This is a genomic window from Hyunsoonleella jejuensis, from assembly GCF_900111025.1.
Classification (GTDB): domain Bacteria; phylum Bacteroidota; class Bacteroidia; order Flavobacteriales; family Flavobacteriaceae; genus Jejuia; species Jejuia jejuensis.
Window position 1 is genome coordinate 932,333 of the sequence record NZ_FOFN01000001.1, and the last position, 26,161, is coordinate 958,493.

Genomic DNA, 26,161 nt, shown 5'->3' on the forward strand with positions numbered 1-26,161 from the left:
ATGCTTGGTTTTTAATTGTTGTAATCTTTGGCTTTTGTGGATATCCGTTTTATTTAGCTTATAGAAAACGGTTAGTGGTTAAAAGAAAATTCAACCCTGATTTTAACGGACATATGTTATGAATGAAAATATAGAGTGCAAGAGTAAAAGTTTCTCCCCTTTGGGGAGGTTAGGAGGGGCTTCTCTATATATTCATATACCTTTCTGCAAACAAGCATGCCATTACTGTGATTTTCATTTTTCGACCTCATTGAAAAAGAAGGATGACCTAATTCAATGTTTATCCAAAGAGTTAGAACTTAGAAAAAACGAACTTCAACATAAAACCATTGAAACTATTTATTTTGGAGGCGGCACACCTTCGTTATTAACCATTGATGAGTTGCAATTTTTGATTTCAGAAGTATATAAAAACTTTGAAGTTGTAGCGCTTCCAGAAATCACTTTAGAAGCAAACCCAGATGATTTAATCGAGGCTAATATGTCACCTCGAGCGCAGTCGAGAGGTTTCACAAGTAATTCCATTTTTCAATCTTACAAAGATATAGGCATCAACCGCTTAAGTATAGGTGTACAATCTTTTTTTGAACGGGATTTAAAACTGATGAATCGTGCGCACAATGCTGCAGAAGCAAAAGCATGTTTGCATGAGGCATCACGCTATTTTGATAATATTTCAATTGATTTAATTTACGGCATTCCAGATTTGTCAAATGAAGAATGGATAGAAAATATTGAAACTGCCTTGTCTTTTAATGTGCCACATATTTCATGTTATGCATTAACCGTCGAACCAAAAACGGCTTTAGCATCTTTTATAAAAAAAGGAATTGTAAAAAATATTGATGATGATTTAGCTCAAGAGCAATTTCAAATATTATTGGAAAGACTAGAAAACGAAGGTTTTGTAAATTATGAGTTGTCTAACTTTGGTAGGCCTAACTATTTTAGCAAAAATAATTCAGCATATTGGCAAGGGAAACCTTATTTGGGTATTGGCCCTTCGGCACACTCTTTTAATGGTGACCAGCGCAGTTGGAACGTGTCTAATAACACGAAGTACATCAAGAGTATTCTTCAGCATGAATTGCCTTTGGAAATAGAAACATTATCTACAACAGATAAGTTTAATGAGTATGTTATGACAGGTTTGAGAACTGTTTGGGGGGTGTCTTTAGAAAAAGTAGCTGAAGAATTCGGAGCATCATACAAAAAAGACCTATTAGTACAAGCTGAACTTTTTATAAATGAACATTTATTGTATATTGATGATAACAAATTATTAACCACTAAAAAGGGTAAGTTTCTTAGCGATGGTATCGCTTCTAGCCTTTTTAAAATTAATTTATCTTGATTACAACCATACAATACAATTCCAGAAAATTACAAATTGATTTACTAAAACCACTGGATATTTCTATACCCATGCGCGCATCAACATCAAATGTGAATGCTTGGTATTTGGATGCTCCAAAAATTGAACCCGTAAAGAATGGGGATTGGATAGCAACGGTTAAGGATGGTGCTTGTATTAATTTTAACACTATAGAATTCAATCCGCATGCCCATGGTACGCACACGGAGTGTGTGGGGCATATTACAGAGAATGTATATTCCATAAATCAAAACTTAAAACAATTCTTTTTTTTAGCAGAAGTGATTACGGTTGCACCAGAAAAATTGGGAGAAGATTTCGTGATTTCAAAAAAACAACTGCAATTTGCTTTAGGTAATAAAAAACGAGACGCTGTAGTGATACGTACTATGCCTAATACTACCGAAAAGTTATCAAGACAATATTCGCATACCAATCCTACTTATCTATTAGAAGCAGCAGCTTTATATTTAAAACAAAAAGATATAAAGCATTTGTTGATTGACTTACCTAGTGTGGATAAGGAAAAAGATGAGTGCAGACTATTGTCTCATAATGCCTTTTGGAATACCAAAGGTAAATTACGCTTAGATGCAACAATAACAGAGTTGATTTATGTGCCAAATCATGTGGAAGACGGAGAGTATTTTTTAAATTTACAAATAGCACCTTTCGAAAACGATGCATCACCTAGTAAACCAATTTTATATAAAGTGATTAATTAAATGGACGTATTCATTACTATAATTCTGGCTGTTTTAGTCACACTTGGTGTAGTCACTATTGTAAAGTCTTTTAAGAAAAAACAATTGGTCAATGCACAGTCCACCATCCTTTTAAACAAGATAAAAAAGGTATGCAAGTTTATTACTGTTGAAGGCGATTTTGCAGAAATTTACCATTATGAGGATGTAAAGCAACGGTTTTTAAAACTGATTTCCAGCAGAAAAAAAGCTTTAGTTGTGATTAATGCGAAAGCACATGTGGGGTATGACTTGTCTAAAATTCAATTGAAGTCTGATACCGATAAAAAGAAAATTATTTTAGAGCATTTTCCGCAGCCTGAAGTGTTATCTATAGAAACCAATTTAAACTACTACGATAAGACTGATGGATATTTTAATAAGTTTGAAGCTAACGATTTAACCGATTTGCATAATGAAGCTAAAGTGCATATAAGGGCTAAAATACCAGAAAGCGGATTGATACAAATAGCGCAACAAGAAGCTCTGGAAACTATTTTGCTTATTGAAACCATTGTTGAAACTATTGGTTGGAAATTGGATTATTCAGCATTAAGAATTAATGATAAAGAAGTGAAAAAACTGCAATAACATATTATTATTTTTCTTTTGAAAATAAGCAGTCATATATAACTCTAACCAAAAAAATAATTATGGTAAGCATTACTAAACAAACCAGTCTATTCTATGTAATTATTTTTTGCATACCATTAACTTTTGCATTTCAAAGTTGTAAGCAAAACGAGAAAGAAATTATAAAAGAAGTTCAAACGAATGTTGAAATCGAAAAGCCGGAATATTTCTTGCTAAGACCCGAGGTTGAAAAAGCATATGGATATTCACATGCTGTTAAAATTGGTAATCACATTAAAGTTTCTGGAGCAGTGAGTATGGATGATGAAGGAAATCCAACAGCCATAGGTGATTTAGAACAACAAATGAAAAACTGCTATAACGATTTGGATAAAATATTAAAGCATTATGGCTGTTCATTTGATGATGTAGTTGTAGAAAATATTTTTACAACCAATATGCCATTGTTTCTAGAAAAGGCAGGTTATAGAAATTCAATTTACAAAAAACAATTTCCAACGGGCTCTTGGCTCGGTGTAAAGGAGTTAGCAATTCCAGAATTCATGATAGAAATTGAACTAGAAGTTTATAAATCAGAGTAAATTATTGGTGGCTTTCAACTTTAGCTAAGTTTCAATAGTAAGCATGAACATAGAACAAATAAGAACATATTGTTTAAGCAAAAAAGGTACCACCGAAAGTTTTCCTTTTGATGAGAGTACCTTGGTTTTTAAAGTGCTGAATAAAATGTTTCTATTGGCACCGTTAACCTTGTGGGATAAAGGCGAAGCAACAATTACGCTAAAATGTGACCCAGACTATACGATAGAATTGCGAAGTACATACGCTAGCATTTATGCAGGCCCGTACGTAAGCAACAAGCATTGGAACACGATAAGTATCTATAAAGGAGAGTTGCAACCGCAATTTATTATGTCGCTTATAGACCACTCCTACGAGATGGTTGTAAAGGGAATGACAAAAAAGATGCGAGAACAATTGTCTAATTTGTCCGATTCGTAGCCTTAAAACACTTATTATTGCATCACTAAACAAATTATAATGAGCGTACTCCAAATACTTAATGAAAGAAGCAATACTACCTGCGAATTATGTGCTTCAAAAAGCAATTTGAGTCTATACACCATACCACCATCACTTAATGAAAACGTTGAAAATACAATCTTAGCTTGCAAAACATGTATGGATCAAATAAATGGCGATGCAGAGATGGAGCCTAACCATTGGCGATGCTTAAACGATAGTATGTGGAGCGAGCATGTGGCAGTGCAAGTTATGTCTTGGAGAATGCTGCAAAGGCTTCGTAGCGAAGGTTGGCCCAAAGATTTGCTAGATATGATGTATTTAGATGAAGACGCTTTAGCATTAGCCAGAGCAACCGGGGAGGATAAGGAAGAGAGTGAAAAAATTATACACAGGGATATAAATGGTGTTGTCTTAGCTAATGGAGATTCGGTAGTTTTAATTAAGGATTTAAAAGTGAAGGGTTCTAGTATGGTGGCAAAACAAGGGACAGCAGTTAGAAATATTCGTTTAGACCATGAAAACCCGAACTATATTGAAGGTAAGGTGAATGGACAACACATTGTTATTGTAACAGATTATGTGAAAAAAACTTAATCTTTGCCTTTTTTATTAAAGAAACCTAGCCCCAACGGAAACATAAACACCAAAAAAAGGTAACGACCAGTTATTAAACCGTAAATGGTAATTGCAGCAAGTACAACCATTACAATAACTTTATAGCTATAGTTCATAATACAAAAATAAAAGGCTGATTTTAATTTTAAAACTATACTATAGTGAAAGACCTGTGATTAAATTATGAAGCTAGTTTTAAAAAACACCCTACGCGTCCTAAACATTTTTTCGACAAATACCCGGTTTCAGAAATAGTTATTCATAAACCTGTGGATATTGAGAAGCATCAAAATTCACTAAATGCAAAAAGCTAAACCGAAGTATCTGCAATTATCTTCCACATTCCGTTAATCTTTTTAAATACCAACATAAAAATACCATCGGCATTTCCAATCTCACGTTTAAGATGATATTCGCCTAATACATAGTAAGCATCTGGAGCAATATTATTTACGGCGTTTATTTTAAAACTTAAGGTGCCAGTATATGCAGCAGTAGGGTAATAGGTTAAATAATGATCGAGTGTATTCTCCCAACCGTATGTAACACCCTTATTGCCATAAAATGCTAAAGAATCACTTTTCCAATAACTGTCCATAAAGCCTTCTATATCATTGTTAGACCAGGCGATACGCGCTTTTTTTAAAACTTTGTTAATTGCTTTTACATCAGCATCATTATTCACCTGACCATGAGAGAAACTCATGGTAAAAAAGCATAAAAGGATAAGCGTTTTTTTCATAATTGTAGGTTTTTCAATAAAAATATTGGGTAAATGTAAACAAAAAATCATGCCAAAAGTGTTTCTTGTCGATGAAATAAACAGTTGCCATACGTTCAACCTGAGTTAAAATCTATTTGTCGAAAAATCTGTAAGAATTTCATTTAAGTATAGTATATTTACAACAGAATCAGACGATTAATAGCCCAAATTTATTGTTGAACCAAAATTTATCTCTTATGGATTTAAGAATTACCAGCTGTAATAATTTCTTTAAATTAAAAGGAATACTCAACAAAAATAATGTTGCTGTATTTCAATCTCAGTTCCAAGAAGCTTTTAAAAATTTTAATTCACTTACCATTAGTGTTGAGGGTTTAGAAAGTGTAGATAGGCATGGCGTTAATGCTTTAGCAGATTTACATAATCAATCCATTAAAAATAATATTCAGCTTTCTATTGTTGGATTGGGATGCAAAGAACTTTACGACCATTTTAAAACAACTGAAACTGCAGCATAATTCTATAATATAGATTTTTGCTTTTTATAAAACGCATCGGCTTGCAATTGTAATAATTCGCGAGCCTTTTTGCGCTTATAGGTGTATAACGCTTCGTCAGTTTCTATGTCTGTGTACACATTATCATTAATGGTGTTTTCAGTGCTCAATAATGCCGCCCTTTGATGTTTGTTTTGAAGCATTAAGTGTTTCACGGTATCTTCTTCATCTTCCAATTGGAAATCATAGATGCCTTTTGGTGATAATAGTTTTGCAAAAATTGGAGCGGTTTCTATAGCAAGAAATAATAGAAAAATAAAGAAAGAAGGTAACCATGGTAGTTTGTTCAATGCATTAATACGAGCCATTAATCCATCAAAATTATTAATTATGGGTTGTGTTTCAACAACTTTACTATTAAAGTCGCCTTGCAACTCAGCAATCTTGGTTTCAGCAGCTTTAATTTTAGCTTTATTCTCTGCCTTTAAAGCTTGTAAGTCACCTAGCGCCGCATCATGCTTTTCGCGTTTCTCTTTATAAACGGGCCCTTTTCCTAATAGCTTAGTACCTGCAGTTCCTTCAGCTTCAGAGATATAGGTATCGTATAAACTATTCACCTCATTTTCTTTTGTTATTATCTGATTTTGCAACGCACTAATTTCAGTATTTAAAATTGCAATTTCTGGCGTGTATTGTTCAGCCAATTGTGACTTATTAGCTAGTGTCATTGCATTTTTTTCCTCTAAGAGCACTTGGTTGATTTCCTTTTCAAAAATTTTCAATTCCAGAGGTTTTGCAATCACAATAGCGATAATAATGGCTAAAATAATTCTTGGAGATGCTTGAATAAATTCATCTAGAGCGCTGCCAGTTTTCTTAATTGTAGAAACGATATAGCGATCTAAATTAAAAATTAAGAGTCCCCAAATTAATCCGAAAAATGAGGCTGTAAATAAATTATCGAATACAGTATATAACGCATAACCTGCAGCAATAAATGCCATAACAGCCGTAAAGAAAACAGTGGCACCAATGCCTGCGTATTTATTTTGTTCTCCAGAAGAACAATTTTCAAGAATAGTTGTATCTGCACCAGAGCAGATAATAAAAAAACGTTTTAACATACTGATTGATTTTTGATTGATACTTCGACTGCGCTCGGCACAGGTTGACTATTAGAACGTTAAAGCGCATGATTTGTTACATAATTGACTCAAATTTTAAGTGATTTTTCCTTTCTACAATTTCCGAAGATACTTTTAGAGATTTTTTATCAGAGATTAGTTTAATGATTTTTTCGGGTGCTATTAATCGATTATCTAGATAACAAACAGCACCATTTTTAATCATATCTATAATAATCTGTTCATTTGATTTTTGAGGCGAAAGAAAGCTTGGAAAAGGTTCTATGGCTTTTTTTTGACGGCTACTCATCTTATCATAAAGCTCGTATAGTCGAGAAAAATCATTTAATTTTACAGTTCTTTTGTTTTCTTGTTTAGCTTTAAAGTTTTTTGCCAAAGTATTGTATTCGTCAACCTCTTCTTTGCTTGCATTTTTTAGTGGCGCATTTACATCATTTAAAACCATATTATTTAATCCAACTGCATTTACACCAACGGTAACCTTCCACGGTGAATTGGAATTTTTAGTGGGGCTTAAATCAATAGTTTGATTGTCTAAAATTTGTTGTGCTTCTTTAATAGTTTTATTTAGATATGGACTAGTGTATGGATTAGAAGTTTTATCTATTTCAATATTTCTTATACTAGATGTACTTATGTTGCATTGCTCAGATAATAAGTCAGATATTTCTTTAGCGAAATTTAATAGTTGATTATCTTTTATTTCTATCCTTGCGTGTAGAAAATTTTGTTTTTGTTTAGCTGTTAAATTGGAGTTTATAGAATTAACTTTTTCGTTTAAGTTTTCAAATTCTACAGGATTACCATTTAAGCTAATATTGTTTTTACTTAAAATTAGAAGATTTACTTCTTTAATAGTATAATTTTCTGATAATGACGAATTACTTTTCGTAATAATCTGTTTTTGACTAAAACCATACACAGAAAAAGCCAAAAGAGGGATTAAAAGTAAAAATCTAAAAAATAAATTGGATTTTGGTGTTCTTGTTTTCATGATTTTAAAACGTTTTTTGAGTGATGAATAATTAATAGGGTTTACTAATGTTGAATACGGGGTGCTTGATGAAAATTTAAGAAGTGTGTTTTGATATTCTGAGGAGTCAACGCCATTATTTAAAACCTGTTGGTCTGCTAAAAATTCATGATTTAATTTGACGTGTTTTTTAAGTAGAATTAATAACGGGTTAAACCAATATATAAGTTGTATAACTTCAATTATAATGATGTCGATAGAATGTTTTTGGATTGCGTGGGTTTGTTCGTGTAGCAAAACGGAATTTTTAATCTTGTTACTATCATACTCTTTTTTATTTAAAAAGATATAATTGAAAAATGTATGTGGTGGTATTTTTTCTTCAAGGAGAATAAGGTTAACATTATTATATTTCTGTTTTTGAGAATATTTTATTTTTTTAAAGAGTTTTTTTAAATTCATCGTAAATCTTAGTGTAAAGAGTATAATACCGATGCTATAAATTACCCATAGCATTATTGGAAGATAGTTTCTGTCAGGGTTATCAATTAAGGAAGTTTTTGTTTCAATATTATCTTCAAATACTAAGATTGAGGCGTTTGAAGCAAAAGGAACTTCGGCATAGTTTGTAAAAGTTATGAATGGAATTAAAATAGAAACAAATAAAACTCCTAAAAGATAAAAACGCTTAAACTTGTGCGCACTCGTATTTGCCAAAAATAGTACATAAAAGAGGATAAATACTGCTAAACATGTACATGATTTTATAATAATTAAGAGCATAACTATTTCTTTTTAATTTCATTATCAATTAATGCCTTTAAATCTTCTAATTCTTGTTTTGTAAGATTAGTTTCCTTTGTGAAAAAGGATGCAAATTGAGCTGCATCATCGTTAAAAAATTTTTTAATCAGTCCGTTTACATGCTTAGAGAAATAATCCTTTTTCTTTACGAGTGGATAATATTGACGAGATTTTCCAAACAAATTATAAGCGATGAACCCTTTGTTTGTCATTCGCTTTAATAGAGTTGCTATTGTTGTTGCTGCGGGCTTGGGCTCTTTATAGGCGTCCAACAAATCTTTCATGAAAGCTTTTCTAAGCTTCCATAAATGATTCATTAATTCCTCTTCACTTTTTGATAATTGCATCTTCTACAAATTTAGAATGTTCTCTACAAATATAGAGCAAATATTTAATTCTACAAACATAGAATTTGTTTATAGAAGAGATTTAACTATTTTCTAGACCTAATACTTTCAATCACAACTGTGGTAAGAATTAATGCACCTCCAATAAAGGTGTTTGATGTTGGGATTTCATTTAGGAAATAATACGCCATAACCATACCAAAAACAGGTTGAATGCTACCGATAATACTTGCGGTACTTACGGAGAAATGTTTGAAGCTACTTATAAATAAAGAATGTCCTACAGCTGTAGTTACTAAACCAAGTAATAGAAGAAATGGTAATTGCGTTTGTACTTGCTCCATATTTACATTGAATAAAACAGGTATCAATAAAATAGAGACTATTATACATTGTTGCATCATTAATACAGTGCCATCGTACCGAGACACATGTCTTTTTAATATCAGATTTCTTAATGAGTAACAAAAAGCAGAAAAGACACCAAAAAGAATACCTTTTAAATACGTGTTTTCAAAATTTATTTCTGGAGCAAGAATGTAGATGCCTAATAATACCATAAGCCCCAGTAATATGTGTATTGGGTTTAGTTTTGATTTGGTAAAAAACGGCTCTAATAATGCTGTAATTATAGGGAATGTAAACATGGAAAGCATGCCTATGGCGACATTGCTTAATTTTAAGGCTAAGAAATATGTAATCCAATGTATTCCTAATAAAACACCGCCCAAGAGAATGGATGGGACATCTCTTTTTGATTTGATCGTAATGTTTAAATTACGGTATTTACAGAAAATGAGTAGTAGTATTGCTGCCAGCGCACTTCTAAACCATATTATTAGAGGTGTTGGAAGGTCTATGTACTTTCCTAATACGCCTGATGTACTTATAAGGAGTGTTGCTAAACCGAGTAATAAAAGATGGCTGGAGTGTTGGTTTTTCATATAATGGCCTTTTCTGCGTTAGCGATTGCAGCGGTTAGCTTTTGGCGAGGCGAGCATCGAGCCAAAACTAGTAGTGTAAAGCGCGACCCACCTGCACTGAGCTTGTCGAAGTGTTGTGGGTAACGCCCAAATAATTATATTGAAAGTTCTGTAAAATATTTATAAAAATAAGGTATAGTTTCTATGCCTTTTAGGTAATTCCAAACGCCGAAATGCTCGTTTGGTGAATGGATAGCATCACTATCTAAACCAAAGCCCATGAGAATAGTTTTACTTTTTAATTCTTGCTCAAAAAGTGCAACAATAGGGATGCTACCGCCACTACGTTGGGGTATAGGTGTTTTGCCAAACGTTTCTTGGTATGCCCTACTTGCGGCTTGGTAACCTATGCCATCTATTGGTGTAACATAACCTTGTCCGCCATGGTGTGGTGTTACTTTAACTTTTACACCTTTAGGCGCTATATTCTCAAAATGCGTTTTGAATAGTTGTGTAATATTTTCCCAATCCTGATGAGGCACTAAGCGCATTGAAATTTTTGCATAAGCTTTACTGGCAATAACTGTTTTGGCGCCTTCGCCAGTGTAACCTCCCCAAATACCGTTGACATCTAATGTAGGGCGAATAGAATTTCTTTCGTTGGTGGTATAGCCTTTTTCTCCGTAAACGGCGTCTATATCCAATGCTTTTTTATAGTTTTCTAAACTGAATGGTGCTTTTGCCATTTCAGCGCGTTCTTCTTTTGTGAGCTCTTCTACTTTATCATAAAATCCAGGAATAGTAATATGATTGTTTTCATCGTGAAGCGAAGCAATCATTTTTGTAAGAACATTTATAGGATTTGCTACGGCACCACCATATAACCCAGAATGTAAATCGCGATTTGGACCTGTAACTTCTACTTCAACATAGCTGAGACCTCTTAGACCAGTGGTTATAGATGGCACATCTTTGGCAATCATTCCCGTATCAGAAATCAGTATGACATCATTTTTTAGTTTCTCACGATTATTTTTCACGAAGGTAGAAAGGTTCTTACTGCCTACTTCTTCCTCACCCTCAATCATAAATTTAACATTACATGGTAATTGATTTGTGGACGTCATAAACTCCATGGCTTTTACGTGCATGTACATTTGTCCTTTATCGTCACAGGCGCCTCTGGCAAAAATAGCACCATCAGGATGCAATTCAGTTTTTTCTATTATGGGTTCAAAAGGTGCAGAATTCCAAAGCTCTAACGGGTCGGGTGGTTGTACGTCATAGTGTCCATAAACCAACACTGTTGGTAGGTTTTTATCTATTATTTTTTCACCATAAACAATGGGATAACCGTCTGTCTTACAAATTTCTACAGTATCGCAACCAGCATTTTCTAAACTAATTTTTATGGCATCTGCAGTTTTTAAAACATCGTTTTTATAAGCAGAATCGGCACTTATTGATGGGATTTTAAGCAGCTCGATAAGTTCATTTAAAAATCGGTCTTTATGTTTTTCTATGTAAGATGTGATACTATCCATGCGTTAAAGTTATGTTGATTTTCAAAAGTATAAAAAAGAATACTTTTTAGGGATAGAAGTTTGCAATTTAAAAATCTTGATTATATTTGCAGTCCTTTAGCGGGCGTGGTGGAATTGGTAGACACGCTAGACTTAGGATCTAGTGCCGCGAGGTGTGGGAGTTCGAGTCTCCCCGCCCGCACGAAATTAAAGCTTCTCAGATTTGAGGAGCTTTTTTTATTTAGATTGGAGCGATTTTATTGTTTTGCAATAAGTATTGCTTATTTATCTCATTAGGTATTTAGGATATTAAAAGAAAGTAAATGCTATATGATAGCTACGTGAGTTTTAAACTATCGCATTTTAGACTTTCTGTATTTTGATGGAGAAGAATGTTTATAAGATTTAAACTGCCTATTAAAATTTAAAATGTTATTAAACCCAGATTTTTGGGCATTTTCAATACGTAGTTCATTTAAAAACTTAAAACAAGTTTTATTCGTTCGTTTTAAAGTATTTGCAAAAGGCATTTTTAGTCATATTGGCAAAAAAAGCCCCGTAAAAACGGAGCTTTTTTTATTTGAATATTTAAAGGTATTAGACTACAATAAGTCTAAAGCTTCAAGTCTTTCTTTTGCTAGAGTATATCTTGCTTGAACATCATCAATTTGTTGTTGCGTTAATTTTATACCATATGTACGAAGCCCTCCAGCTATATCATTATGATGAATACCCATAGCAAGTTTAAGATATTCCATAAGTAGCGGCTGGCCATCCAGATACGATATGGAATTCAAAGCTTGAGAAATTTTGTTTGCCTCAGCCCATTCTCCATTTAAAACATGCTCCTGCATAGTAACGCTTGCTTTTGGGAAGATAACACCTACACCTGTAATACCACCACTTGCTCCCGCAAGTCCGGCGTACACAGTAACTGTGTCAACCCCTGCCAAAACTTTTAAATCTTTGTTCTCTAACATTAAAGTTTCAATAATAGAAACATCTATAGTCGATATTTTAAGAGCAGTTACATTAGGTAGAGCAGAAATTCTTCGAAGAAGATCAGTTGATATTGCATGATATCCAGCAGCATCAGGATTGTTGTAAGGCATAATTGTTACGCCTACATGTCTTGCAGTTACTTCAGCAAGTTCAAAGTAATCATACATTTCATCATCAGATGGAATTGCCTTAGTTTTAGGCGGCATGACCATGACTGTATCCACTCCAACCGTTGCAAGACCTTCAACGATTTTAGCAAGTTCTTCCTTAGTTTCTGCCGCAGCTCCACTAATCAACGGTACGTTGTATTCTTTGGCAACGTCAGAAAGAGCTTTAAGTAAAGTAAGGCGCTGTTTGGTGCTTAGGTAGCTATTCTCTCCCAGAGTACCGGAGCCGACAAGTCCGCCCATTCTACTTCCTCCTTTTCCTTGAGCTTTTAAAACATCTGCGGCGTATTTTTTTGTTGCATCTAGGTCAATTTCAAGGGCACCTGATTTTGACTCTTTCAACCATGTAAACACAGCCGGCATAACGCTATGCCTCCAATCTGCACTATTTGTTTCTATCATAATTTCTTATTATCTAAAATAAACCTAAATAAACATTTTTCAATTGATGTCTTTGGCAAAAGTATAACCCAAAACCTCCTTCAACGAAATATTGTTAGCATAAAGCGATATTATATTACCCTTTTTTAAGGGTTTTATTAAAAAACAAGGTAGTTGTAATTCCTTAAGAGTAAAATATAGATTTTAAACCGAATGTAAACTAATGGGTTATATCTCTGTAGTTATTTCGTGAAACAAGGAACCTTCAGGCGGCAAACACTTTTAATCTATTGTATTGACAAAGAACAACTTAGGTAATATATCATTATCTAAAACCGGTTAATTGTGGCATTTGCCTAATTATAAATTTTATAATAGGTTAGGTGTCTCATCTATTAAAACCTTTGCAACCTGTAATGAGATGGTGTTATGCCTTTAATCTCTTTAAATTTTCGATTAAAATTAGCGATGTTATGAAATCCGCATAATTCAGAAATGGACGAAATGGATTGATCTGGATTGTTGTAGATGAGTTTACAAGCGTTTTCTATGCGTATTTCTATTAATAACTGAAAAAATGTTTTGTTAGTGCGTTTTTTAAAATAGCGACAAAAAGCATTTCTGCTCATATTGGCTATTTTAGATATTTCTTCTAAGGTAATAGGTTCCATATAATTTTCCATGGCGTAATTAAATACATCATTCATACGTTTACCTTCATCGTCAGTGTATTTCTTTTTGTAGACAAATGATGATAAAGGTGTTTTGTCGGCCTTGGTGATAAGATCTATAATTCTTAAAAGACTACTAATTCGTTGAACTTTATTCTGGTCTTTTAATTTTAAGAAGAGTTCAATGAGTTTATGCTTTGGGGTTAATATTTTCATCCCGTATTCAGATTCATTAAAAAAATCACTAATAATTTCCATATCAGGCAAATCGAAGAAATGTTTCCCAAAAGATTCTTTGTCAAAAAACAACGTGTAAACTACGGTTTCATCAAAAAGCTTAGTGTCTGTTCTAAACACATGTGGTAAATAGCCTCCTAATACAATAATATCGTCTGGAGAAAAAGTATTAATGGTATCTCCAACTATAAGTGTTCCTGCTCCTTTTTCTATATAGCTAATTTGTATCTCACTATGTTGGTGTAATTGATCGTATAATACTTTTAATCGTTCTTCCTGATATACTAATGCTTCGTTATCTGGTTTCGGAATTTTAAATGGAAGTACCTTCATATACTATTGTTTATGTAAATATTATTAAATTTTTTACAAAAACCATGTTTGTATGGTAATATAGTATTAGTATGTGCTAATTATAAAAATAGTTAATTTATGTATATAATCTATTTTTGTTCATATCAAAGTGTGTTGATACCTTGGCCCTAGAAAGTTTGGTATTGAAAGCCGATGGATGGGTTGCTGGCTTGGTAGATGCTTTTCTAGCAGAAAACGTGGCGATTTATGAGTTGGTAAAAGCTGGTAAAAACAAGGGGTTATCAAAATTTACCGTTGGTTTATGCCATTATTAGAACTAGATATCCACCCAAAATTAGTACAATATGTTATATTGACTTCGGTGCATACAGGTATTGGAAACGAATATCTAAGAGCACCAGGATTGGTTTTAGAAGGCGAAGAGCGTATAAGAATCGAAAAAGTAATTACAGATGCTTTGGTTATAAGACCAGAATTGCCAAATTTTAAGAGTCTATGCGAACTGGCGTAAATTGCTTTATTTGCTAGTTTTGGTAAAGGGTTGTATTTTAAAAATGCATATAAATAAATTTAGAAAATGATATTGGGCGAAAATTATATAGGTAATAACTTATCAGCAAAAGGAAATAAAACGTTTAAGACCTTCAATCCATTGTTGAATATTGAAAACAATTGGGAAATCACTAAAGCTACAGAGGAAGAAGTACATGAAGCAGCAGAATTAGCTTCTGAAGCATTTAAGAGTTATTCTAAATTTTCTGGAGCGAAAAAAGCATCATTTTTAAGAGCCATTGCAGATGAAATTGAAGCACTAGGTGATGAATTGTTAGAAGTTTATTGTGCCGAAAGTGGATTGCCCAATGGTAGAGCCATGGGTGAAAGAGGTCGAACTTTAGGTCAACTACGTGCGTTTGCAAATCATGTTGAAGAAGGGCATTGGGTAGAGGCTTCTATTGATACCGCACAACCAGAGCGACAACCTCTTCCTAAAGTAGATTTAAGAAAAATGAACGTTGCCTTAGGTCCAGTAGCGGTTTTTGGAGCGTCTAATTTTCCTTTGGCATTTTCTACTGCTGGTGGCGATACCGCTTCTGCTTTTGCAGCAGGTTGTCCGGTTATAGTAAAGTCGCACCCTATGCATGCTGGTACAGGTGCCATGGTGGCATCTGCAATTATTAAAGCCGCTCAAAAAACAGGTATGCCCAATGGTGTTTTTTCAAACTTAAATAGTAACGGTATAGAGGTTGGTCAAATTTTGGTACAGCATCCAAAAGTAAAGGCGGTTGGTTTTACAGGAAGTATTAATGGAGGAAGAGCGTTATACGATTTGGCAGCAAAACGAGAAGAACCCATTCCTGTTTTTGCAGAAATGGGTAGTGTAAACCCAGTAATTTTATTGCCAAAAGCTTTACAAAATAGAGCAGATAGTATTGCAAAAACCTACGCTGGTTCAATAACTTTGGGTACAGGACAATTTTGTACCAACCCTGGGTTGATTTTGGGTTTAAAATCTAAAGGATTAACAAATTTTGTAAATAGTCTTGCTGAAGAAATTGTAAAAATTGAACCTTCATGTATGCTTCACCCTAATATTGCGGGAGCTTATGAAAACAATAAATCAAAAGCCGTATCGCAAACCGGTATTCAGGTTTTGGCACATGTTGATGCAGATATTGAACCTAATTATGCAAGACAAGTGGTGACGACAGTTGAAGGCAAAACATTTTTAAATAACACAACACTGCATCATGAAGTTTTTGGCCCGTATTCTTTAGTTGTGCAATGTGAAGATGAAGCGCAATTGGAAGATATAGTTTCGAACTTAGAAGGACAACTTACAGGTACTGTAATTTCAGATGAAAATGAAGTTGCAGATTTCAATAACGTAGTAACTGCTTTGGAAAATAGAGTAGGACGAATCATTTTCAACGGTGTTCCTACAGGAGTAGAAGTTTGTCCGTCTATGCAACATGGCGGCCCTTATCCAGCTTCAACCGACAGTCGTTTTACTGCTGTTGGAGTAGATGCCATTAAGCGTTTTGTGAGACCATTTAGTTATCAAGATTGGCCTAATAATTTGCTTCCTGATGAATTGAAAAATGAGAATCCATTAGGCATTCTAAGAACCGTTAATGGTAAAAAAACTACCGATAAAATTTAATTTGATGAAAATTGTAAAATCTATCGTTTTGCTATTGGCTATAATTGTTTTCGTGGCTTTTAATAATAATTCATCCAGTAATGAACTGGAAAAAATAATAGCACAATATGAAGCTGAGAGAGAGTATGATTTTAAACGTAATCAGTCGGTGGAAAATACGATTAAGTTTCACCAATTAGAAGCGGATTTTGCAAAAAACTTACTCGAAAAATTAAATGCTATTACGGATGAAGGCTTATCAGAAAGCGAAACCATTTCCAAAGAGTTATTGGCTTTTGTTTTGCAAGATAAGATTGATAGAAATACCTATAAGATGCATTTAAACCCAATTACGAATGAGATTGCATTTCATCTGAATTTAGGAAACATGGGTAATAAATCTCTAAAAAACAAAAAAGATGTGGTATCATATCTTAATGATTTAGACAGTTTGCCCTTAAAAATAGATTACAATTTAAATCTTCTAAGAGCAGGTATTAACGCTGGTGTTTCTCAACCAAAAGAGGCATTCCCAAACTATGACATAACGTACAATAAGCACATTGTATCTGATGTTTCTAAAAGTGATTTTTACAAACCTTTTTTGAGTCTTCCTGAGGATTTTTCGGAATCTTTCAAAGATTCTGTTTTAAATGTGGCCAAAATAAGTGTTCAAAAAAATGCGATAGACCAGTATAAAAAAATCAAAGCGTTTTTTGTAACGGAATACTTTCCAAAAACAAGAAAAGGTTTGGGAGTTGGCACAATTAAAAACGGAAAAGAATTCTATCAAAATAGAATTAATTACTACACGACGAGTATCCAATATACTGCAGAAGACATCCATCAAATAGGATTAAAAGAAGTTGCACGTATAAAGGCAGAAATGCAAAAAATAATAAAGGATTTGGCTTTTGACGGCTCTTTCGAGGATTTTTTAGAGTTTTTAAGAACCGATGAGCAATTCTACCCTAAAACAGCCAAGGAATTATTAATGTTTGCCCGAGATATTTCTAAAAGAATTGATGCTGAATTACCAAAGTATTTTAAAACCTTACCCAGAAAACCCTATGGTGTAGAACCTGTTCCAGAAGCCATTGCACCCAACTATACAAGCGGTAGATATTCTGGAACGAGAGATGACGATAAAGCAGGTTTTTACTGGGTAAATACCTATAATTTACCTAGCAGAACCCTTTATACTATTCCAGCTTTAACAGCCCATGAAGCCGTACCAGGGCATCATTTGCAAATGTCTTTGAATAATGAATTGCCAAAAACAATCCCACAGTTCAGACGAGATTTATATTTGTCGGCATATGGTGAAGGTTGGGCACTCTATACAGAAACTCTTGCAGACGAAATGGGTATTTATACCACACCCTACGAGAAATTTGGAAAATATACTTATGAAATGTGGCGGGCTTGCCGATTAGTAGTCGATACCGGTATTCATGCCAAAGGTTGGACCAGACAACAAGTTATCGATTACATGGCATCGAATACGGCACTTTCAATACACGAAGTTACAACAGAAACCGATCGGTATATCACATGGCCTGGGCAGGCTATATCTTATAAAATGGGTGAAATTAAAATCCGTGAATTACGAGAAAAAGCCGAAAAAGAATTGGGTGATAAGTTTGATATTCGAGAATTCCATGAGATTATTTTAGGACAAGGCACTGTAACACTTTCCATTCTAGAAAATAGACTCTTAAATTATATCAATAAGGTGAAAAATGGCTAAGAGTACATTTGTTTGTATTGATGCGCATACCTGTGGTAATCCGGTACGGGTTATCAAGGAAGGAGGACCTGAGCTTATAGGGAAAACCATGAGCGAGAAGCGCCAGCATTTTTTAAAAGAATACGATTGGATTCGTAAAGGCTTAATGTTCGAACCTCGTGGGCACGATATGATGAGTGGGAGTATTTTATACCCACCTCATAACCCAGAGAACGACTTTGCCATTTTGTTTATTGAGACTTCAGGGTGTTTGCCAATGTGTGGTCATGGCACAATAGGTACCATTACCATAGCTATTGAAGAAGGTTTGATAACGCCTAAAACTCCAGGTAAAATAAGAATGGAAGCCCCTGCAGGTTTGGTACATATTGAGTACCAGCAAACAGATGATAAAGTCGATTGGGTTAAATTGACCAATGTGAAAAGTTACCTAGCTTCTGAAGGATTGACTGTTGCGTGTCCCGAATTGGGAGAGATAACCTTTGATGTCGCTTATGGGGGAAATTACTACGCCATTGTAGACCCTCAAAAGAATTTTGAGGGTGTTCATGCGTTTTCAGCTTCAAAAATTATTCAGTATTCTCAAGTTGTAAGGCAACGTATCAATGAAAAATATCCAAATCGGTTTATTCATCCAGAAAATGAAACCATTCGTGATGTAAGCCACATGTTATGGACAGGAAACCCTATAGATCCAACATCATCAGGCAGAAATGCGGTGTTTTATGGAGACAAAGCCATTGATAGAAGTCCTTGCGGTACGGGAACATCAGCACGTTTGGCACAGTTATATGCCAAGGGCAAATTAAAAAAGGGAGCGCCTTTTATACATGAGAGTTTCATAGGAAGTAAATTTATTGGTCGAATTGAAGAGGAAACAACCTTGGATGGCAAACCAGCTATTATACCAAGTATTCAAGGTTGGGCAAAAATTTATGGTCAGAATACCATAACAATTGATAGTGAAGACGATCCTTATGCCTTTGGGTTTCAGGTTATTTAAAGCTAATTCCTCGTTTAAAATTGAATAGAATTTATGCTAACACAAATAAGATTGCATCATACTTTTAAATACTTTTTGATATTAATGCTGAGTCTTTCAGCTTTAAATGCCCAAGATGATATCACAATTGAAGATTACAATAGGGCTGTAGCTTTTAATAATTATGGAGGTATGGCCTATAATCTATTTACCAAGGTTAACTGGTATAAAGATGGTTCTGGTTTTTGGTTTATTGATACGAATGAGGAAGAGAAGTTTTATAAAACAGTAGCGTTTAAAGACGATAAAGTCAAGGATCTTTTTAATCAAGAGGAACTGTCCAAAGCGCTAAGTGAAGTATTAGGGAAGACCATTTTAGCCAACAAATTAAATATTACGAAAATTGAAAAGCAAAATGGAAATAGTCTGCTTATTGAGGTTTCAGGAAAAACATTCGAATTAGATATTAATTCTTATAAACTTCAACTACAAGAAAAAGAGCCCAAAAAAGAAGCAAATAATTTTGAAACCACATCTCCTGATGGAAAATGGATTGCCTTTGCAAAGGATTATAATGTATTTGTAAAATCGGTTGAAACCGATGAGGTTTTTCAACTGAGCTATGATGGGAAGAAAGATTATGAATATGCCACTTATTATGGATGGTTTGATTTAATTGAGGGCGAAAACGGCGAACGCCCTAAGCATTTTAGTGTAAGTTGGTCTAAAGATTCCAAGTGGTTAAAAACAAACCTAGTAGATTACCGAGGGGCCGAAAAAATGTATTTGTTAAATTATACAATAGATTCCTTATACAAACCCAAGTTATTATCATACTACCGCGGTTCTCCAGGGGACACTGCTTTAGTAAAAGTGAAGCCTGTATTTTATAACATTGCTACCAAAAAAGAAGTAAAAACCAACTTGCCAACGGTAACCCATATCAATTCGGTGGGTGTGCGATGGCTAGAGGATTCAGGGAAGTTAATTGCTAATTGGAAAGCACGAGGGTTTCAAAAAGAGTATGTCAAGGAAGTAGATTTGAATACGGGTACGGATAAAGACTTGATTGTTGAAACCAGTACTACTAATGTTGATAATTTCGAATACCGCTTAATAGAACCTTGGAATAAAATATTGTTTCTATCAGAGCGTAGTGGATGGCGGCAACTGTATGTCCTAGATTTGAAATCGAATGCCATAAAACCGCTAACGCAAGGAGATTTTTTCATTAACAGTATAGAGCATGTTGATGAGAAACGTAAAATCATTTATTTCTTAGCTTCAGGGAAGATGGAAGGGGCAAACCCATATCATCAGCAATTATATAAAGTAGATGTAAAAGGGAAGATAACCTGTATTACGCCAGAAAAAGGGCATCATCGTATAGTTTTTTCTAAAGACGGAAACTACGTTGTTGATAATTATTCAACAGTAACAACACCTACAAAAACATGGTTGCGCAAAGCGTCTACTGGAAAAATAATAGCATTATTAACCGAAGCTAATGTCGATAAAGCCATTACAAGAGGTTGGAGTCCGCCACAAGAATTTCAGTTAATCGCTAAAGATGGAAAAACAACCATTTATGGAGCTATTTGGAAGCCTTCTAATTTTGATGTAACTCAATCGTATCCTATTATTGATGCCACTTACACGGGGCCTCATACACAACGTTTCCCAAAGTCTTTTGATGTAGCTTTTGCAAACCAAGCGCTTGCTGAATTGGGCTTTATAGTGATGCAAGTAGATGGTTTGGGTACCTATGGACGTTCCAAGGCTTTTCACAATCATTCCTATAAAAATATGGGAAACAATTTAGAAGATCATGTAAAAGCCATTCAATATTTGGGAGATATTCATAGTTGGATAGATGCTGATAGGGTCGGAATTTTTGGGCACTCTGCTGGTGGTTATGACACTGGAAGAGCCATGTTGGCATTTCCTGAGACCTATAAAGTAGGTGTGGCTAGTGCCGCAGATCATGATTTTAGAATGGAAAAAGCATGGTGGCCAGAAATGTACCAAGGTTGGCCAGTAGATGATACGTATCATGAGATTTCTAATATTACAAACGCAAAAAACCTACAGGGTAAATTATTATTGGTACACGGTGGTATGGACGATAATGTGAATCCTTCAGCAACATTTAAACTGGCTGAAGCCTTGATAAAAGCGGATAAAGAATTCGATTTATTGATACTTCCTAGTCAGCGTCACGGTTTTCGTGGTCCCCATCGTGATTATTTTACAAAAAAACGATGGAACTATTTTGTGGAACACCTTAGAGGAGCAAAACCTATTTGGGATTTTAAATTAAATTGATGCATGAGTAAAGATGTTGTTATAATTGGAGGAGGTATTATTGGGTTATGTTCAGCATATTACCTCAAACAAGAGGGTTGTAATGTAACGGTTGTAGATCAATCTAATATGGATAGCGGTGCATCCTATGTTAATGCAGGGTATATAACCCCGAGCCATTTTATTGCGTTGGCAGCACCGGGTATGATTACCAAAGGTTTAAAATGGATGTTTAATACTTCAAGTCCACTATACGTTAAGCCACGGTTAGATAAGGATTTTCTGCAATGGGCGTATGCTTTTAAAAAATCTGCAACAAAATCAAGGGTAGAAAAATCAATAGCTGTAATAAAAGATATTAATCTATTTAGTAGGGATTTATACGAAGATTTAAAAGCTTCCCAACAGTTTAATTTCCATTACGAACGTAAAGGTTTATTGATGTGTTATAAAACAGATAAAGTTGGTGAAGAAGAATGGGAAATTGGTCAGCGCGGTATTCAGGAAGGATTAGGCGTAAAACATTTAACCAAGGTAGAGGTTGATAAACTGGAAACCCAAATAGACATGAATATAAAAGGGGCTGTGTATTATGATAGCGACTCGCACATGACACCCAATAACTTCATGCACGAAATGATTGCCCGTTTAAAATCTTATGGTGTTACCTTTTATAAAAATGAAAAGGTAGCAGATATTGAAGTTTCCAAAGGAAAAATAGTCAAGGTTGTTACCAATAAACAAGTGTTTAATCCAGATGAAGTCGTTTTGGCAGCTGGGAGTTGGAGCCCTTCAATCACTAAAAAGCTAGGGCTTAACATTCCTGTTCAGGCAGGTAAGGGTTATCGCATTGATGTCACCAAAGAAACGGGTATAAATTATCCGGCAATTTTATGTGAGGCCAAAGTAGCAGTAACACCCATGGATGGATTTACACGTTTTGCGGGTACTATGGAATTAGGAGGCGTTAACCACGCCATTAATCCTAAGCGTGTTGAAGCTATAGCTAAAGCAGCACAAGGCTACTATAACGGATTAAATATAGCCCCTAAAGATAAACAAGCGGCCCAATGTGGGTTGCGCCCTTGCTCTCCCGATGGCCTGCCATTTATTGGTAAATCCCAAAAGTGTGAAAATTTAACCATAGCGACAGGGCATGCCATGATGGGGTGGAGCTTAGGACCTGCAACCGGGAAATTAGTGTCCCAAACGATCCTAGATCAAGAGTCATCATTACCATTACAACCATTTAGTCCAGATAGAAAATTTTAAATCGCTACGATTTTTGGTGCTATTTATGGCATAAATACGCATTTGGTTTATTTTACAATCACCCTAAACAGGGAGCATCTAAGTTTTTCATGCATTCCATTAAATTCTCATGAATAAATATTAAAAGATGGTCTAAGGTATTGTTATGTAATAGGTTATTTGGCGTTTAAAAAAAAGGTTTACTAAAAAACCTACCTTTTTTGACAAATAATCATAGGGGTTAATTTGTTTAGATATAATTAATTTGTAAGAGTAGTGTTAATTAAATTTAAATAAGAACGCAAATAGTAATGAGCATGCAAAAACCAACACTCGTAATACTGGCAGCAGGAATGGGGAGCAGATATGGAGGTCTAAAGCAAATGGATTCTTTTACGCAAGAAGGCGATACCATCATAGATTTTTCATTATTTGATGCTTTAAGGGCAGGATTCGGAAAGTTCGTATTTATAATCCGTAAAAGCTTTGAGAAAGAATTCAAGGCAATTTACAATAAGAAGTTAGAGGATAAAGCAGAGGTGGTTTATGTATATCAAGAACTTGATAATGTGCCAGAGCAATACGTGAATCCAGAACGTTCAAAACCATGGGGTACGGGTCATGCGTTGTTAATGGCTAAAGATGCCGTAAATGAAAACTTTGCCATAATTAATGGAGATGATTTTTATGGAAGGGAAGCATTTCAGTCTATGGCTACCGCGCTAATGGCAACGGATAAAGATTCATATAATTTTAAAACTATGGCATATTTACTAAAGAATACAGTATCAGATTATGGTTATGTATCCAGAGGGGAATGCCAGTTAGATGACAATGGCTTTTTGATTGATGTTACTGAAAGAACGCATATAGAAAAAGTAGACGGCATATTGATGCGTAAGAATGATAGTGGAGCATTTATTCCTATTGATGAGGATACGGTAGTGTCTATGAATTTTTGGGGATTTACACCTAAATGCTTTGAATTTGGAGGGCAGTTGTTTCTAGATTTTTTAGAACAGAACAAAGAAAATTTAAAGGCAGAGTTTTATCTCCCAACTATCGTTAATGAAATCCTTAAATCTGGTGAGGCCAGCGTAGAGGTTTTAAAATCAGATGCTAAGTGGTTTGGTGTTACATATAGTGAAGATAAAGAGGTTGTAAAGAAGGCGATAAAAGAACTCAAAGCAAATAACGTATATCCTAAACACCTTTGGTAAATGATGACGACAGAGCAAATAAAATTTAAATTCAACCAATTTGACCATAAATCGAAGCTTGTTTCATTTAAGGAATTGGCCTCTGGACATATAAACGATACTTTTTTGATTGAAACTGAAGAAGAACCGTTCTTTATTTTGCAGCGCATCAATCACGATGTATTTAAAGATGTCCCTGGATTAATTTCGAATAAGGTGAGTGTAAGCAAACATCTTCAGGATAAATTATCACATTTACCCGAAAAAGAACTAAAACGTCGTGTCCTTACGTTTATTCCAACAAAAAGTGGAGACTATTATTATAAAGATGAAGATGGCAACTTCTGGAATGTTATGGTTTTCATTAAAGATAGCGTGACTTATGAAATCGTTACCGATAAGGAAGTGGCCTATGAAGGCGGAAAACTATCAGGCGATTTTTTAAATCTTACCAGCGATTTTGATGCGTCTACCCTAACAGAAGTTATCCCTAAATTTCATAACATGTCGTTCAGGTACGCCCAATTTAAATCGGCAATACAATCGGCACCTAAGGAGCGCCTTTTTAAAGCTTCGGAATATATTGATAAGGCTTTAGATTTAGAGGATGAAATGCTTGTTCTTCAGAAATTGAAAGACTCTGGAGAAATAAAAACTAGAGTTACCCATAACGATACCAAAATTTCTAACACCTTATTTGACACAAACAACAAGGGGCTTTGCGTCATAGATACCGATACCGTAATGCCGGGTATTGTACACTATGATTTTGGTGATGCTATTAGAACGATATGCAATACCGCAGCCGAAGATGAAACTAATTTAGATCTGGTCAACTTCAATGTAGAGTTTTATAACGCTTACAAACAGGGATTCTTAGAAGAAGTAGAATCAGCACTATCAGACAAAGAAATTGAAACGTTGCCATTGGCAGCAAAATCTATGATATTTATTATGGCACTTCGTTTTCTTACAGATTTCTTGAATAATGACCTATACTACAAAACAAAATATCCTGAGCATAATTTAGATCGTGCTAAAAATCAATTCAAACTTTTAGATAGCTTTATTATGCAGGTTGAAAATAAATATTATAAAGTAAATTGAATCAAGCTTTAACATTCTAACAAATGAAATAATGACAGAACTATCTAAAAACAGTAACAGGGTTGCAATAGCAATAATAGCAGGATTATTTTTCATCTTCGGATTTGTAACTTGGATAAATGGTGCTTTAATACCGTTTATGAAAACCATAAATGAGCTCACCGAAGCGCAATCGTATTTAGTAGCCTCTGCTTCATACATTTCTTTTGTGGTAATGGCGTTACCAGCGTCTTACATCCTTGGTAAAATTGGTTACCGCAAAGGGATGTCCCTAGGCCTTATTATAATGGCCATTGGGGCTTTGGTTTTTATACCAGCGGCGGAAGCCCGTACCTATAGCGTTTTCCTTATAGCTATTTTTATTCAAGGGATTGGAATGACTATTTTACAGACAGCTGCCAATCCTTACATTACCATTTTAGGGCCCATTGAAAGTGGTGCTAAACGTATTGCCATTATGGGTATAGCCAATAAAACTGCAGGCGCTTTAGGGTCTTTAATTTTTGGGGCTATATTGCTCTCTGGTATTGATGATGTGAAAGAAAAATTAAGCACTGTATCCGAAACTGAAAAAGGACAGCTTTTAGATACCATGGCAGATAGTGTATTTACACCCTATGTAATTATGGCAATAGTGCTTTTTGTGTTAGGTATTTTAATTAGAAAAGCGCCTTTACCACATGTTGAGGCTGCGCCTGCTGATGAGCTCAAAACAGGAGAAACCTCAAAGACGAGCATTTTTCAATTTCCTCACTTATGGTTTGGTGTGCTAACGCTATTTGTTTATGTGGGTGCAGAGGTAATTGCTGGAGACACTATTATTGCCTACGGGATATCTTTAGGATTTTCAGGCGAGGAAGCAAAATTCTTTACCACTTTTACCTTAATGGCTATGGTGGCTACGTATGCTTTAGGGGTATTTTTAATACCAAAGTACCTAAAGCAAGATATGGCATTAAAAATAAGCGCAGCTTTAGGAATTCTTTTTAGTATCTGTATTCTACTTACTAATGGATTTACTTCGGTATTGTTTGTAGCGGCATTAGGTGTTGCAAATGCTTTGGTGTGGCCTGCCGTTTGGCCATTAACATTGGAAGGCCTTGGTAAGTTTACCAAAACCGCATCAGCATTATTAATTATGGCTATTGCTGGAGGCGCAATTATACCACCGTTGTACGGGAGATTGGTAGATTCTGGCAAACATGAGCTAATAACAACTGGTATGGGAGAAGCGGAGGCAGTTGCATCATCGGCAACATCAAGCTACTGGATTTTAATTCCATGTTACGCCATTATATTGTTGTTCGCCTTATGGGGTCATAAAATAAAAAGTTGGTCAAAGTAATTTAAAAATAGAACATATAAA

At 34.7% G+C, this 26,161-nt stretch carries 24 protein-coding genes, 1 tRNA gene and 2 pseudogenes; 17 read left to right on the plus strand and 10 right to left on the minus strand.

What is annotated here, in order from left to right; all coding sequences use genetic code 11:
* Positions 1-118: 118 nt before the first annotated feature.
* The 6 genes from hemW (at position 119) to BMY39_RS04105 (ending at position 4,332) form a co-directional block, all read left to right on the plus strand.
* Positions 119-1,354, plus strand: coding sequence for a radical SAM family heme chaperone HemW (gene hemW / locus BMY39_RS04080; protein ID WP_092575805.1), 1,236 nt, complete (start codon positions 119-121; stop codon positions 1,352-1,354).
* Complete coding sequence (locus tag BMY39_RS04085; protein WP_092575809.1) at positions 1,351-2,100, plus strand: cyclase family protein; 750 nt, start codon at positions 1,351-1,353, stop codon at positions 2,098-2,100. Before hemW ends, BMY39_RS04085 begins: the two co-directional genes overlap by 4 nt.
* Complete coding sequence (locus BMY39_RS04090; protein ID WP_092575812.1) at positions 2,101-2,709, plus strand: DUF4230 domain-containing protein; 609 nt, start codon at positions 2,101-2,103, stop codon at positions 2,707-2,709.
* 62 nt (positions 2,710-2,771) lie between these two features.
* Positions 2,772-3,293 (plus strand): RidA family protein, encoded by a 522-nt coding sequence (locus tag BMY39_RS04095; protein WP_092575815.1) that lies wholly within the window; start codon positions 2,772-2,774, stop codon positions 3,291-3,293.
* Between the two features lie 43 nt (positions 3,294-3,336).
* Positions 3,337-3,714: an MmcQ/YjbR family DNA-binding protein gene (locus tag BMY39_RS04100; RefSeq protein WP_092575818.1), complete on the plus strand. Its 378-nt coding sequence runs from the start codon at positions 3,337-3,339 to the stop codon at positions 3,712-3,714.
* A 39-nt stretch (positions 3,715-3,753) separates the two neighbouring features.
* Positions 3,754-4,332 (plus strand): PhnA domain-containing protein, encoded by a 579-nt coding sequence (locus BMY39_RS04105; RefSeq protein ID WP_092575821.1) that lies wholly within the window; start codon positions 3,754-3,756, stop codon positions 4,330-4,332.
* Here BMY39_RS04105 and BMY39_RS15160 read toward each other — a convergent pair.
* Positions 4,329-4,469 (minus strand): hypothetical protein, encoded by a 141-nt coding sequence (locus BMY39_RS15160; RefSeq protein ID WP_218140991.1) that lies wholly within the window; start codon positions 4,467-4,469, stop codon positions 4,329-4,331. The two genes, BMY39_RS04105 and BMY39_RS15160, sit on opposite strands and share 4 nt — an antisense overlap.
* A gap of 194 nt (positions 4,470-4,663) precedes the next feature.
* Positions 4,664-5,095 carry a YybH family protein gene (locus BMY39_RS04110; protein WP_092577654.1) on the minus strand — a complete coding sequence of 144 codons (432 nt, stop codon included), beginning with the start codon at positions 5,093-5,095 and terminating at the stop codon, positions 4,664-4,666.
* 218 nt (positions 5,096-5,313) lie between these two features.
* Here BMY39_RS04110 and BMY39_RS04115 point away from each other — a divergent pair, with 218 nt between their 5' ends.
* Entirely contained in the window at positions 5,314-5,595 is a 282-nt protein-coding gene (locus BMY39_RS04115; protein WP_092575825.1) for an STAS domain-containing protein, read from the plus strand.
* A 2-nt stretch (positions 5,596-5,597) separates the two neighbouring features.
* Here BMY39_RS04115 and BMY39_RS04120 read toward each other — a convergent pair whose 3' ends face one another.
* From BMY39_RS04120 to BMY39_RS04140, 5 genes are all read right to left on the minus strand, one after another.
* On the minus strand, positions 5,598-6,698 hold the full coding sequence (locus tag BMY39_RS04120) for a DUF4407 domain-containing protein (protein WP_092575829.1): 1,101 nt from the start codon (positions 6,696-6,698) through the stop codon (positions 5,598-5,600).
* A 76-nt stretch (positions 6,699-6,774) separates the two neighbouring features.
* On the minus strand, positions 6,775-8,475 hold the full coding sequence (locus tag BMY39_RS04125; RefSeq protein WP_092575833.1) for a M56 family metallopeptidase: 1,701 nt from the start codon (positions 8,473-8,475) through the stop codon (positions 6,775-6,777).
* 2 nt (positions 8,476-8,477) lie between these two features.
* Positions 8,478-8,843, minus strand: a complete 366-nt coding sequence (locus BMY39_RS04130) for a BlaI/MecI/CopY family transcriptional regulator (RefSeq protein WP_092575836.1) — start codon at positions 8,841-8,843, stop codon at positions 8,478-8,480.
* 86 nt (positions 8,844-8,929) lie between these two features.
* Positions 8,930-9,787, minus strand: a complete 858-nt coding sequence (locus BMY39_RS04135; protein WP_092575839.1) for a DMT family transporter — start codon at positions 9,785-9,787, stop codon at positions 8,930-8,932.
* A 134-nt stretch (positions 9,788-9,921) separates the two neighbouring features.
* Entirely contained in the window at positions 9,922-11,310 is a 1,389-nt protein-coding gene (locus tag BMY39_RS04140; RefSeq protein ID WP_092575843.1) for a dipeptidase, read from the minus strand.
* A 99-nt stretch (positions 11,311-11,409) separates the two neighbouring features.
* Between BMY39_RS04140 and BMY39_RS04145 the strand changes: the two genes are divergently transcribed.
* Positions 11,410-11,491 (plus strand) — tRNA-Leu (locus BMY39_RS04145).
* A gap of 151 nt (positions 11,492-11,642) precedes the next feature.
* Here BMY39_RS04145 and BMY39_RS15205 read toward each other — a convergent pair.
* The 3 genes and pseudogenes from BMY39_RS15205 to BMY39_RS04160 all read right to left on the minus strand — a co-directional run.
* A pseudogene (locus tag BMY39_RS15205) lies at positions 11,643-11,835 on the minus strand (helix-turn-helix domain-containing protein); the annotation flags it as partial.
* A 56-nt stretch (positions 11,836-11,891) separates the two neighbouring features.
* Positions 11,892-12,860, minus strand: coding sequence for a dihydrodipicolinate synthase family protein (locus tag BMY39_RS04155; RefSeq protein WP_218140992.1), 969 nt, complete (start codon positions 12,858-12,860; stop codon positions 11,892-11,894).
* 374 nt (positions 12,861-13,234) lie between these two features.
* Positions 13,235-14,080, minus strand: coding sequence for an AraC family transcriptional regulator (locus BMY39_RS04160; RefSeq protein ID WP_092575846.1), 846 nt, complete (start codon positions 14,078-14,080; stop codon positions 13,235-13,237).
* Positions 14,081-14,214: 134 nt separating this feature from the next.
* Between BMY39_RS04160 and BMY39_RS04165 the strand changes: the two are divergent.
* From BMY39_RS04165 to BMY39_RS04205, 9 genes and pseudogenes are all read left to right on the plus strand, one after another.
* Positions 14,215-14,573 (plus strand): annotated as a pseudogene (locus BMY39_RS04165) (dihydrodipicolinate synthase family protein); the annotation flags it as partial.
* Between the two features lie 66 nt (positions 14,574-14,639).
* A complete protein-coding gene (locus BMY39_RS04170) occupies positions 14,640-16,223 on the plus strand; it encodes an aldehyde dehydrogenase (NADP(+)) (protein WP_092575850.1) in 1,584 nt (527 codons plus the stop codon).
* A 4-nt stretch (positions 16,224-16,227) separates the two neighbouring features.
* Positions 16,228-17,952 (plus strand): DUF885 domain-containing protein, encoded by a 1,725-nt coding sequence (locus tag BMY39_RS04175; protein WP_092577660.1) that lies wholly within the window; start codon positions 16,228-16,230, stop codon positions 17,950-17,952.
* Positions 17,945-18,955: a 4-hydroxyproline epimerase gene (locus BMY39_RS04180; RefSeq protein WP_092575854.1), complete on the plus strand. Its 1,011-nt coding sequence runs from the start codon at positions 17,945-17,947 to the stop codon at positions 18,953-18,955. Before BMY39_RS04175 ends, BMY39_RS04180 begins: the two co-directional genes overlap by 8 nt.
* Before the next feature lie 33 nt (positions 18,956-18,988).
* Positions 18,989-21,259, plus strand: coding sequence for a S9 family peptidase (locus tag BMY39_RS04185; protein WP_092575857.1), 2,271 nt, complete (start codon positions 18,989-18,991; stop codon positions 21,257-21,259).
* 3 nt (positions 21,260-21,262) lie between these two features.
* Positions 21,263-22,510: an NAD(P)/FAD-dependent oxidoreductase gene (locus BMY39_RS04190; protein ID WP_092575860.1), complete on the plus strand. Its 1,248-nt coding sequence runs from the start codon at positions 21,263-21,265 to the stop codon at positions 22,508-22,510.
* Positions 22,511-22,806: 296 nt separating this feature from the next.
* Positions 22,807-23,709 (plus strand): nucleotidyltransferase family protein, encoded by a 903-nt coding sequence (locus tag BMY39_RS04195; RefSeq protein WP_092575863.1) that lies wholly within the window; start codon positions 22,807-22,809, stop codon positions 23,707-23,709.
* Positions 23,710-24,795: a phosphotransferase enzyme family protein gene (locus tag BMY39_RS04200; RefSeq protein ID WP_245738161.1), complete on the plus strand. Its 1,086-nt coding sequence runs from the start codon at positions 23,710-23,712 to the stop codon at positions 24,793-24,795.
* A gap of 31 nt (positions 24,796-24,826) precedes the next feature.
* A complete protein-coding gene (locus BMY39_RS04205) occupies positions 24,827-26,140 on the plus strand; it encodes a sugar MFS transporter (RefSeq protein ID WP_092575869.1) in 1,314 nt (437 codons plus the stop codon).
* The last annotated feature ends 21 nt before the right edge of the window (positions 26,141-26,161 follow it).